Source organism: Streptococcus marmotae (assembly GCF_001623565.1).
GTDB classification, from domain to species: Bacteria; Bacillota; Bacilli; order Lactobacillales; family Streptococcaceae; genus Streptococcus; species Streptococcus marmotae.
The window spans coordinates 2080802-2093625 of sequence record NZ_CP015196.1 but is presented as its reverse complement, the minus strand read 5'-3'; the positions used below and the strand labels follow the sequence as shown (position 1 = coordinate 2093625).

General features: G+C 37.5%; 8 protein-coding genes. 7 read left to right on the top strand and 1 reads right to left on the bottom strand.

The window, feature by feature from the left end; translation table 11 throughout:
- Positions 1–105: 105 nt before the first annotated feature.
- The 4 genes from A4H00_RS10160 (at position 106) to A4H00_RS10145 (ending at position 6841) form a co-directional block, all read left to right on the top strand.
- Entirely contained in the window at positions 106–1374 is a 1269-nt protein-coding gene (locus A4H00_RS10160) for a glycoside hydrolase family 1 protein (protein ID WP_067090628.1), read from the top strand.
- A 9-nt stretch (positions 1375–1383) separates the two neighbouring features.
- Complete coding sequence (locus tag A4H00_RS10155; RefSeq protein ID WP_067090624.1) at positions 1384–4086, top strand: beta-glucosidase; 2703 nt, start codon at positions 1384–1386, stop codon at positions 4084–4086.
- A complete protein-coding gene (locus A4H00_RS10150) occupies positions 4079–5470 on the top strand; it encodes an MFS transporter (protein ID WP_067090619.1) in 1392 nt (463 codons plus the stop codon). The genes A4H00_RS10155 and A4H00_RS10150 overlap by 8 nt, the downstream gene beginning before the upstream one ends.
- A gap of 390 nt (positions 5471–5860) precedes the next feature.
- Positions 5861–6841 carry a polyprenyl synthetase family protein gene (locus tag A4H00_RS10145; protein ID WP_067090614.1) on the top strand — a complete coding sequence of 327 codons (981 nt, stop codon included), beginning with the start codon at positions 5861–5863 and terminating at the stop codon, positions 6839–6841.
- An 845-nt stretch (positions 6842–7686) separates the two neighbouring features.
- On the opposite strand, the gene A4H00_RS10140 is transcribed toward A4H00_RS10145, so the two are convergent.
- Positions 7687–8535, bottom strand: a complete 849-nt coding sequence (locus A4H00_RS10140) for an AraC family transcriptional regulator (RefSeq protein ID WP_067090610.1) — start codon at positions 8533–8535, stop codon at positions 7687–7689.
- 223 nt (positions 8536–8758) lie between these two features.
- Between A4H00_RS10140 and A4H00_RS10135 the strand changes: the two genes are divergently transcribed.
- The 3 genes from A4H00_RS10135 to A4H00_RS10125 all read left to right on the top strand — a co-directional run bounded on the left by A4H00_RS10135 (position 8759) and on the right by A4H00_RS10125 (position 12658).
- Positions 8759–10087 (top strand): extracellular solute-binding protein, encoded by a 1329-nt coding sequence (locus tag A4H00_RS10135; RefSeq protein ID WP_206281832.1) that lies wholly within the window; start codon positions 8759–8761, stop codon positions 10085–10087.
- A 531-nt stretch (positions 10088–10618) separates the two neighbouring features.
- Positions 10619–11293 (top strand): carbohydrate ABC transporter permease, encoded by a 675-nt coding sequence (locus A4H00_RS10130; protein ID WP_206281831.1) that lies wholly within the window; start codon positions 10619–10621, stop codon positions 11291–11293.
- A 9-nt stretch (positions 11294–11302) separates the two neighbouring features.
- A complete protein-coding gene (locus tag A4H00_RS10125; RefSeq protein ID WP_067090606.1) occupies positions 11303–12658 on the top strand; it encodes a carbohydrate ABC transporter permease in 1356 nt (451 codons plus the stop codon).
- Positions 12659–12824: the final 166 nt, after the last annotated feature.

Below are 12824 nucleotides of genomic sequence, written 5' to 3'. Positions count from 1 at the left end.
TAAGCAAAAATGTTATAGAAAAAACAAAATAATGATAACTGTTTTCTTATTGGTATTGTACAATATAAGAAAGCATAAAGCAAGCGTTTACAAAAGGAGGATGTTATGGATTTTTACATTGGAGCTGCAACGGCTGCTCACCAAGTTGAAGGAAATAATCTGCACAGCGATTTCTGGGTGATGGAAAATTTAGAACATACAAGTTTTACCGAACCATCGTTAGAAGCATGTGAGCATTATGAAAGATATCAAGAAGATATTGATTACATGAAAGAGGCTGGTTTAAATGCATACCGTTTTTCTATTGAGTGGGCTCGGATAGAACCTCAAAAAGGAACAATCGATAAAAGCGAAATACAACATTATCGAGATGTCATTTCCTATTGTAAAAAACAGGGGCTTGAGCCAATTGTCACATTACATCACTTTTCTAGTCCAGCATGGTTAATCGGAGAAGGCGGATGGGAAAACTCTCAAACAGCCACCTATTTCGCAAATTACGCAGAATTGATTGCGAAAGAATTAGGTTCAGAATTAACATATATCTGTACAATAAATGAAGCAAACATGGGGGTTCAAATTGCTGAAGTAGCAAAAATGTTTATGAGACAAATGGGAATCGATCCTCAGGTTGGGCTAAATCTTGCTTTGCCAGCTGATTTACAAAAAGAGCAAGATGAGGCTAGAGAAATTCTGGGATTTCCTGAAGGAGAGATTGCAAATACATTTTTGTCAATGAGAACTGATTTTGGAAACGATGTGATTCGATTGGCACACATGAAAGCTCGGAAAAAAATAAAGGCCGTTAATAATCAATTAAAAGTCGGGTTGACTTTAAGTCTTTATGATATACAGTTGGGTGATGACTCGGCGGAAGCACTAAATGAAGCAGAAGAAAAATGGCAAAATGATTTTCGAGATTTTAAATCTGCTATCGAAGACGATGACTTTCTCGGCGTTCAAAATTATACTAGAGTGATTATTGATAAAAATGGCTCACAGTCCGCTCCTGATGGAAGTATATTAACTCAAATGGGGTATGAATATTACCCTCAAGGGATTGCTAATGTTGTTCGGAAAGTCGCAAAAGAATTTGATGGAAAAATATTTGTGACAGAAAATGGTGTAGCGACTGAAGACGATGCGATGAGGATTCAATTTATTGACACTGCTTTAAAGGAATTACATATATGTCGTCAAGAAGGAATACCGTTAATGGGCTATCTATATTGGAGTCTATTAGATAATTTTGAATGGCAAAGAGGATTTGGTATGAAATTTGGTTTGATTGGTGTAGACCGCAAGAGTAAAAATAGACAGATTAAAGATAGTTTACTGTTCTTAGGACAAGCTGGGAAAGAGATATTCGAATAGGAGAAGACTATGCAGAAATATACAGTAGAGACACCTCTATATAAACTTTTGGAAAAACAAGAAGTGTTAGATTTTTTCACTTCACATGTACCAGGTATGATTGATGGACCAAACTATCAATATATTAGTGCTGTTCCAATTTCAGTCTTAATTAGCAATGCACCAGAATTTGAAGATATCTTGAAGGCCTGTCTACAACTGGCAAATGATGAAGAAGTCACTGTAGTTATTCGAGATCGTCGTTCTATTAAGCCTGAAGTGAATACGAGTGAGCCGTTTCTTTATGATATTGATGATGTAGACGGAAAATTTTATATGCTCGAAAAGGGATTTGCTGGTGCTTTGATTGTGAGATTTACGAAAGAGATGGATCTCACAATCCCTGGAAACGTTTATTATAAAGGAGAACGTATACCAAACACACTATTAACTAGTATAGAAGATGCTGGTGGAGTACAAATGTTAGGAATTCCATTAAGGGATATTTGTTTAAACTACAATACAGATTATGAGCTTCTTATTGAGGGATATGTGGATAGTGATGGCAATCAGATGGATCCTCAAACAATTACGGTTCATACGAAAGAAAAAACAAGGATAAATCCTGAATATCAAGAACATGATGCTATTGCTCTGCAAGCTGCTAGAGAAGGAATTGTACTACTAAAGAATAAGAATAATGTTTTACCGCTACCAAAGGATAGTGCCTTAAATATTGTGAACGAAAATCAATTTCGCTTAGCAGCTGTAGGTGCTGGAAAAATTAATCCAAGGTATCATATTAACCTCCGACGTGCGATTGATGAGTTTTCTGATTTTACTCGTTCCTCAGATGCTGCGATAGGTTTGTTGGTGATTAGCCGAGCCTCAGGTGAAAATTTTGATAATGAAGCCAAACTCGGAGAATACTACTTAACAACTGAAGAAGAGGAACAACTAAAATCATTGCGACAAAATTCGGATTCTCTGATTGTCGTTATTAATTCAGGTTACCCAATCGATGTGTCTTGGGCAGAAGCATATCAGGTGGATGCTTTGTTGTGGTGTGGATTCCCTGGTATGTTAGGTGGAAAGGCACTTGTCGAAATTTTGGATGGGCGAGTTACGCCATCTGCTAAACTACCAGATACCTGGGCTTTGGACTATTATGATTATCCTTCGAGTCCTAATTTCTATCAACCAGCTGATGGGGATCCAAAAGCCAAGGCAGATTCTCCATATTTTATTGATACTTTTTATGAAGAAGACATTTATGTTGGCTACAGATATTTTGAAACTTTTAAGAAAAACGTTGCATTTCCATTTGGATTTGGCCTTTCTTACACACAATTTAGATGGGAAACAAGGTTTGAACAGAATCAATTGAAGGTTAACGTCACAAATATTGGTAATTATTCAGGAAAAGATATTATTCAAGTATATGTGTCTATCCCAGATGGAATGTTGGAGCAACCAGACAAGCGTTTAGTCGCATTCGCAAAAACAGAGTTATTAGCAAGTGGAGAAAGTCAAGAAATAATATTGACAGTCGAAAAAGAATCATTAACTTCCTTTGATGTTCAATCTGCTAATTGGGTGTTAGAAGCAGGGAATTACAATATTTTAGTAGGAACAGATGTCCAACAAACAACAGTAGTTGGGGCATTGACAATTCCTGAGAAAGTAATTTATAAAGAATCTCATCATTATATGCTTCCGCCTGTAGAGATTGATACAATATCAAAAAAAGGTGTTTCGTTCCCTAAAGGACAAAAGTCAGGTCAAAAGAAAGAGTATACAAGTTTGACGCCAACTGCTATACGTCAACAGTTTATTCCAAGGGAAAATGAGTATACTGATTTGGTTTCAGATTACACCATTGAAGAATTGACAAGACTTAGTGTCTGTGCTTCTGCAGGATGGGGGATGCACGAGACAGGAGAAGCCGGTCGAATATATCTTTTAGAAAACAGAAATCTACCACGGTTTGCCGTATCAGATGGTAACAATGGTGTCAATGTCCACAATCCAAATATTGGTATGCCTTGTAGTAACACAGTTTGTTCAAGCTGGAATACAACCTTGTCTTACCAAGTTGGTGAAGTCATTGCAAAAGAAGCAAAAGAGCAAGATATTCAGATGATTCTGGCACCTGCGATGAATATTCATCGCGATCCATTGAATGGTCGCCATCCAGAATATTATAGCGAAGACCCACTATTAGCAGGTTATATGGCTGGTTTTCATGCAAAGGGCTTAGAAGAAAACGGTATTTCTAGCTGTTATAAACATGTTGTTGCAAATAATTGTGAGTCATCGCGTAAACGGAATCATAGTTTTATTAGCGAGCGTGCTCTCAGAGAAATTTATCTCAAAGTATTTGAAATTGCCATGTCGATTCACAAGCCAGATTCAATAATGACAGCCTATAATGCTTGTAACGGCGTTTTTACGGCTGAGGATGAAGAATTATTACAAGGTATTTTTAGACAGGAATTTGGATTTGAAGGTTTTGTCATGACAGACTGGAATTCATATGATTCAGTGGATATCGTAAAAGCTGTTGCAGGGGGAAATACTTGGTTAACACCTGGATCTACAGATGACACCTATACAAAACCTTTACTAGATGCTGTTAAAAGGGGAGAGATTGATGTATTAAGATTGAAAGATAATATTGGTAGACTGTTATCTGTTGTTCAAAAAAGATGTGGAGGAACTCAAAATGTTTAAGAAAAATTCAGCATCGGTTCACGAAAATCAGGATAAAAAAACTATCGGCTTTGTCAAGACAGTTGGATGGGCTAGTCGAGCTGTTTCGGTTGCGGCAAATACAATTATTATAGGCTATTTAATGATATTTTGCACAGATACTCTGAAAATGCCTGCTACTTTAGTTGGTTCTTTAATACTGCTTAGTAAATTGTTTGATGGTGTAACGGATTTTGTGGCGTCTTTCATTGTAGACAATACAAAAACAAAATGGGGGAAAGGCCGCCCGTATGAATGGTGTATTGTTGGGGTTTGGTTGTGTACTCTAGCACTATTTTACACACCTGTTAGCTGGAGCTTGACAATAAAAGCAATTTGGGTGTTTTTCATGTATACTATGGTGTTCTCGATTTTTACAACCTTACTGTTGGCTTGTCAAACACCTTATATGATTCGAGCTTTTGATAATGATAATGAAAAAATTGCTAAAGTTGGTATCTACGGTGGTTTGTTAACCATGATCGGAGGTATTGTAGTATCTGTTTCATTCCCAATCATGATGGCTAAACTTGCTACCAGTCCGGAAGGATGGAAGTCTTTACTATTGATTTATGCTCTACCTTTATTAGTTATTGGGTTAGGTCGATTTTTCATTATCAAAGAAGATCCGTTTCTTGATGCCGCGAGTGGCTACGAAAAGGTGGCATTCAAAGATGTATTGGTCATGTTAAAACGAAATAAATTTACTTGGGCAACAGCTGGTATGGCAGGTTTTTATAACATTGTAATCGGAATGAATGCTGCAACCTATTATTTTACATATATTGTAGGAGATATCGGTCTCTATAGTACCATTCAATTTATCGGAATTTTGGCATTGCCTGTTACGCTCCTTTTTCCAATGTTGATGAAAAAGTATTCGGTATCTCAAATGATTGCAGGAGGAGCAGTCGTTAGTGCTGTAGGATATTTATTGTATTTCTTTGCAGGCAAAAATATCCCTCTCTTGCTCCTAGGAGCTTTTATTTCAGGAGTTGGACAGTTTCCATTTGTTTCTTTACAGGCAAATTTATCTGTTCAAATGGCTGATTACAATGAGTATATCGGACTCGCTCGCTTGGATAGTTCGGTTGGACTATTAGGAGGGGCATTTGCAAAAATTGGAGGCGGTTTAGGATCGGCTTTGTTAGGCATACTACTAGGTATAGCTGGTTATTCTGGTTCAACTTCTGTACAATCAGAAACATCCCTAATCATGATTCGATTATTATTTAGTATCATTCCGATGATTGGAATGCTGCTAATGGCATACAGTGTCACAAAATTCTTTAAGCTTGATCAACAACAAGTGGTTATTGAAGAGGCATTAACCCTTAAAAGAAAGGCCTATCAAGTCAATGAATAATGTCAACTAAAGGTATTGTCATAATATTTCTAAAACAAGGAGCAGTGATGTTTTTAGAGCCGTATGACGATAAGGAATGTACGTGAATATTTTTTGGCAATCAAGAAAACACTTCTATTTCTAGTTTGCACTAGTTTTGAAGAAGTGTTTTTCTTATGTTTTGTTGTGATAAACTAGTGGATCGTTTTTGAGGAGTATGGGCAAAAGTTGGTTTTGTAAAGCAGGAGATGCAACACCCTTATACAACATAAATTGTGCTTATCCTATCAGATACACTTGATTAATGCTTAAATAAGAAAGATGTCAATAAAATTTCTAACATGCAGTACTAGCTATTACAGCCTAAATAATGTAAAATAGAGAGCAGTTAGGAATCAAGGAGATTAGGAAATGGCAGCGTATTGGAGTCGCTATGAGGGTTTGGAGGAAAAACTTGACAGCGTGAGGACCTTGATTGAAAAGAAGGTCCACATACGACATACGGGGATTAAGCAGGCACTAGTGGAGTTAAATGGCGCAGGTGGAAAGTACCTTCGCCCTGCTTTTTTCTTTTTATTTGAGGAATTTGGCGATACACCAAGACTCGATGAGGACAAGTTGCTAACCGTTGCAGCCTCTCTTGAGGTCCTGCATTTGGCAACTTTGGTTCATGATGATATTATCGATGATTCTCCGCTACGGCGGGGACAGGTGACGATTCAAAGTCGATTTGGTAAGGATGTTGCCGTCTACACAGGAGACTTGCTCTTTACCGTCTTTTTTGCCTTACTCCTAGAGTCTATGCCTGGTTCTCCTTATATGAATGTCAACGCCAAGGCAATGAAGAAAATACTAGTTGGTGAGCTTGATCAGATGTCTGCCTATTACAATCAAGCACAAACCGTCCATGCCTATTTACGAGCTACTGCTGGGAAAACCGCTGCTTTATTTAAGCTGGCGAGTCGAGAAGGTGCCTACTTTGGTGGCGCAGATCAGGAAATAATCCGCTTGGCAGGGCACATCGGCTTTTATATTGGTATGGCCTTTCAGATGATTGACGATTTGCTAGACTATACAGAAGAACAATCTGCATTAAATAAGCCTGTCTTGGAAGATATTGGTCAAGGTATTTACAACTTGCCCCTCTTGTGTGCTCTACAAAAAAATCCTACCGCCTTTCGTCCTTATTTGGATAAGCGGGAGGATATGACAGAAGAAGATGTGCAGGCTGTTGTTGCTTTAATGAAACAAGAAGGGGGATTGGAGCAGGCAAGGAAGCTAGCAGAGCGCTTTACACAAAAAGCAGTATCTGCGATTGAACAGTTGCCAAATCACCCAGCCAAAGACCTATTACACAATATAACGGAACAGTTAGTGAAAAGAAGTAGCTAGTACTCTATAAAAATTAATATCTGACTAGGGGAGTGGGACTCAATCGTGATTTCGAAGAAATCGATTTACCTCACTTCTTTATTTCTAAGTTCGGGCTAAACGAATCCAGTGGATTCGTTTACTTCTCTCGCAAGGTTGACTAGCTTCCACAATTGAGAATTGTGGAAGGCTGGAAATAGAACGAGCATAGCTCGCTCCTTACAATTGAGAATTGTGGAAGGCTGGAAATAGAACGAGCGTAGCTCGCTCCTTGCAATTGAGAATTGTGAAAGGTTGGAAATAGAGCTAGCGAAGAAATGCTCGCTAGCCTCCTCTACTAGAATGTTGATTTATCAACGTTTTACAAACCAGACAAACCCGCTTTTTGATTTCCAAGCTCAGGTATCAATCGTCATTCCCCTGACTATTGATATACGCTAAACTGTTAAATCTACAAAAGTAATGAGGTTAGGGACTTTTGCCCTAGGCTCTATTTTCAACCTTCAACAGTCCGCTGGAGTGTTGAAGCAAGGTGAGGTAACGACATCAGATTTTGATTCTTGACAAATATAAGGTAAAAAAGAGCGAGACGCAACTGCACTGTTAAGGTGACAGTCGGTCTCGCTCTTTGCATGGTGTCAGAGTTCTTAATAGGAGACGTCAAAAGACACTATATTTTTTTCTTTCCTCGCTTTTAAGTCTAGCGTTTTTCATTGAATTATCCTTGCCTATGTTCAGAGTCTGTTATTTTTCTGGAAATTTCCTAACGACATTCCAAGTTTACTATTTCAGTAGGCATATAATTTTTGGTGATTTTTTTACTATCCACGATAAGAGGAGTGTATCACTATGCCGCAATAACTGTTTCATTTTTTATCTAGTACTTTCATTTTTTTGCGCCATTGATTAGGAGAAAGTTGGTAGTGATTTTTAAAAGCACTTGAAAAATTAAACTGATTCGAATAACCGACTAGTTCCGCAATTTCTTTGAGCTGCTTATCGGTATCTTTTAATAGTTCACAGGCCTGGCTCATGCGGTATTGAATGAGAAATTGTTGGGGAGAGATTCCCATCTGCTCTTTGAAGAGGCGACTAAAATAATGACGATTTAGATTGCACTGTTTTGCAATATCATCAATGGATATAGGTTTGCTAAGATTACGTTCCACAAAATTAATAGCTTCTCGAATATATAAGTCTTTGGCATCATTATGCTTACTTATCTGTTTGGTAGCTGATTCCTCCATCAAGGCAGCAATAAATAGATAGAGATGCCCAATGAGCTGTGCACTTTTAGCATTATGAAGTTGTTGGATGTGGTTTATCTCTTTGTAAACATCGCTTTCCGCAGGAGGCTGTGAAGACGTGAAAATTGGTTGAGTCTTGGATAGCCCTGCTTGGTGTAAAAAATGTTCGGCCTTTAGACCGTCGAATTCAATCCAGATATAGGTCCAAGGATCAGCAAGATCTGCTTCATAGCTACAAATACTATCAGGCGCTATCAAAAAGCCCTGGCCAGCTGTGAGATGAAAACTTTTTTGCTTTTCGGTGAGATAGAAGTCTCCTGAACCAGAAACAATGTAATGAAAGAGGTAATGTTGCTTTTTGGTTGGACCAAATGAATGTAGAGGTTGGCAGATTTCCTTACCAAATTGAACAGGATATAAATCAATATAGGAACGATTATTAAAAATATGAAATTCTTGTTTGCTCATCACTGTATCTCCCTTATCTTCATTATTATATCATTTTATATGATTTTGTGACATTTTATATGATAAAATATGAATTTATACAAGAAATAATATAAAAGTCATCCTATTTTTTTATGGTCTTGTAAGCGCTTTTTTGGTATCCTATTCTTAGAAAATATCATTATTATAAACCACACAAGGATTGTTCTGTGTGGTTTAGGAAAAGAAAAAAGGAGACCGTGTTATGATGAAAAAGAAATTCTTTTCGACAGCATTATGCACCACTTTGTTGGCTGCTTCCTTATTCGGATGTGGCTCTTCAACTGCTGAAAAAATGAAAGACAGTAGCAATGAGCAAGTAGAATTGACGCTTTGGGTTACGAGTCGAAATGCAGATGACTGGTCAGCTTCTATGGAGAAAAAATTTTTAGAAGAACATCCAAATATTAAATTGAATAAAGTTGTCAAAGAAGGTGATCCAGGGAATGAATTTTATCAAGGAGTAGCAGCTGGTACAGCTCCAGACCTGGTAGAAGCTTCCTTCACAGTAACGAATTCCTATATAGCTAAAGGGATTTTAGAGCCTTTAAATAACTATACAGATAAATGGGATGAGTGGCAATATTTTACCAAAGACTATACTGATATGTTTACGAAGGATGGTAAAATCTATGCCGTTCCAACACGGGTGTCACCAATGCTCTTTGGCTACAATAAAGCATTGTTTAAAGAAGTAGGATTGAATGAAGCGCCCAAGAACTGGGAAGAAGCGTTGGCGGCAGCCAAGAAGATTTCTGCACTTTCAGAACAAACAACAGGTTATGCGACATTGGCAGCGGAATGGACAGAGTGGTTCTTCCAATATTATGTATGGCAAGCTGGTGGTGATTTAACGAAGCAAAATGAAGATGGTACAGCAACCTTAACCTTTACAGATCCGGCGGTTATCAAGGCAGCAAAATACTATCAAGAGCTGAAGAAAGAAGGAGTGATTCAAAGCGACTTAACCTTGAAATTTACTGATTTAGTAACAAACTTCGGTCTTGGAAAAGTGGGGATGATGCCTTTTGCTAGCGACTGGGTATCTGAGGCAATTACAAATGGGATTGATCCTGATGATATTGGACTTGCATTGCCGCCTGTAGGACCTGGTGGAAAGCAAGTAACCGCTATCGGAGGTGTGAATTGGCTGATTAATGCGAAATCTGATCAGGCTAAAAAAGATGCAGCGTGGGAATTTATCAAATTCTACTCAAGTAAAGAGTACATCTCTTCTTATTTTGAAAATTTAGCTACAAAAGGTGCAGCAAATCCGATTATTGTCCCTCGTTCAGATATTAATGCAACTGATTTTTACGAATTCCCAGAAGAATATGCAGCTGTGCTGGAAAAAGTGAAAACGATTGGTCGTTTAGAATTTTATGGAAAAGGTGATTTTGGTTCATATGTAGATCGTGCTGTACAGAAAATTTTAGCGGATCCATCTGCAGATCCAGAAAAAGTTTTTGCTGAAGCTCAAAAATTGTGTGAAACAGAAGCTCTGGATAAATTTAATGAAGCGAATAAAAAATAATAGCAATCTGTGTCAATAGATTTTTGTCATAAGAGAAAGTGAACCGATGATGATATGAATTTTCTAAGTTAGTAATGTTACTAGCTTTTCGGGAAATAGATTTATTCATGTGGTTCCTTTCTTTTTTATACGTAATCTTCCAGATTACATTATTTTGTGGGGTGAGCGCATCGTGATCATCTTGGTTTGTCCCAATGGGACTTGTAAAAAAACTTTTGATAAACGACCTGAAACATTGCTAAAAGAAGTTCGTTTGATTTAGAAAAATCTTATAAAAAAGAAACGATTGAAAGGAAGCAATAAAATGTATTTGCAATCAGTAAAAAAGATAAAATCGACAAGGCATTCTTTCAAACGAAAAATGACCCCTTGGTTCATTTTATTTTTGCCCATTGTGTTTACCTTATGGCTGAAATATTATCCAATTTTCAGTGCATTTTATATCTCATTATTTCAATATGATCCAGTACATCCGCCTGGGAAATTTGTCGGATTTGCTAATTATGCAGAAATGTTTAAGATGGAGCATTATTGGGGGCTTGGAGCAATACCTTTGTTTTATTGGGTCTCCAATTGGTGATGTGTTTCGTTATTCCGCTTATTCAAGCGCTTTTCTTAAATGAATTGGTTCGGTTAAAAAAATCATTAACCACCTTGTATATCTTGCCAGCCTTGATTCCAACTTCGGTCAATGTTATCATCTGGAAATGGATTTGGCACCCAGAATATGGTGTTGCGAATCAGATACTTAAATTTTTGGGTGGTAGTCCCCAGGCTTGGCTGAGTGATCCAGATTTAGTAAAATTCTGTATTATTTTTCCGGGCGTCTTGGGTGGGGGCTTGACGGTATTCTTGTATTTATCTGCGATTCAGGGAATTTCTGGAGATATCATTGAATCAGCAGCCTTAGATGGTTGTACAGGCTTTGGTAGGATTCGCCACATCATTCTCCCTAATATTTCCTTTATGATTTTTATTCAACTAATTATGGCAGTGATTACAACCATGCAAATGCTAGATGTACCTTATATGTATGCTTCTGGAGGTCCAAATGGCGCTTCAACAACCCAAGGGATTTTTATTTATGATTCATTTAACAAAGATTTGAATTATGGTCGTGGATCGGCAGCCTCTGTTATTTTACTGCTTGTCATTGCTGTTGTGACAATGGTTCAGATGCATTTTGAAAAATCAAATGGAGAATAAGGAGAGAATATGCTATTTAGAAAGAAAGCAAACAAAGGAATCCCTCTTAGCAAGTCTGAGCGTTATTTAAAATGGACAGCAACGATTTTTTCACTTGTGTTTGCGGCTTTAATGTTGTATCCCATGTTATTTGCCATTTCTAGCGCAATGAAAGACAACGCTAAAATATATGATGTTCCGCCGAAATTACTTCCTGACACAGCAAATAGTGTCTCTGTTGTGTTGGATTATTCGAAAGAAAATAAAGATGAAGCGCAGTTAAAAGATCAGATTCTTCGGGATAGTGTCCTTGTGATGATGGGAATTAGCTATAAGTTGCCCAAAGACTCAATCATGGAAATCAATGTTTATGGCACTAAGGATGGGGAAACCATCTATTATTCGCGAGCCCATCAAATGAAATTACAGATGGAAAAAGATTATGGCGTCTATAAGGGAACGACGATAAAAAAAGATGTTGTTCTCCACAAAGATCGTTACCTTCGTGCAAGTCAGTCAATCGGCTATAACTTTAACCTCAAGGGAGTCAATAAAAAAGCTCCTACTACATTAAAGACAACGTTCCAAAGCAAGGTTAAAAAACTATTGGATGAAAAATATCAAACAGTGGGGACAGTGCTAAGCGTTGGAAATGAGGAGAAGGCTTGGCTTCATCTGGAAACGTTCCGTTATTATTTCCAAATGCCGGCTTACATGTATTCGGAACACCCAACGATTAAGAAATTTGGGTTTATGACCTTTATATTCAATAGTTTCATTGTGATTGGATTTGCAATTATTGTTCAAGTGTTTTTATGCTCAATCTGTGCCTTTATCATTAGCCAACGCTTATCCAAGCGAGCTGGACGAATTGTTCTACTCTTTTTCTTGGGAGCAATGATGGTTCCATTTGCTAGTATTATGTTACCGCAACTAGTGATGTATAAGCAAATGGGGGCTTACAATAATTATTGGGCTTTACTTTTGCCTTTCCTTTATCCTTATGGATTCTACATTTATCTTTACAAGGGATTTTTTGATCAGATTCCTCGAAGTTATTTCGAAGCAGCTGAGTTGGATGGAGCAGGTAGCTTGTTTTTGTATAGTAAGATTTGCATGCCCCTTTCAAAACCGATTATTTCTCTGATTGCTCTTCAGACATTTATTGGAAACTGGAACGACTTTTTCTGGGCTTGGTTGGTGACAGAGGATCAGAAATTATGGACATTGAACGTTGCTTTGTTTAATATTTCAAACAATGTGGCAACAAAGCAAAATGCGATGATGGGCTTGGCTGTATTAACTAGTATGCCAGTTATTTTACTATCTATTCTTTTTTCAAAACAATTGAAAAAAAGTATCGTTGCTTCAGGTGTCAAAGGGTAAAGAGATACTATTTTCATCGACTATAGAAGATGAATATATTAACAGGAGGGGCACATCTGACAGAGCTGTTAAGGCTGATATGGTCCCAAATGGAAATTTGACTTATGGAAATGATGATGTAGATGCTGAAGATGAGTGGTTATTGTACGAATTAAGGGTGTATTGG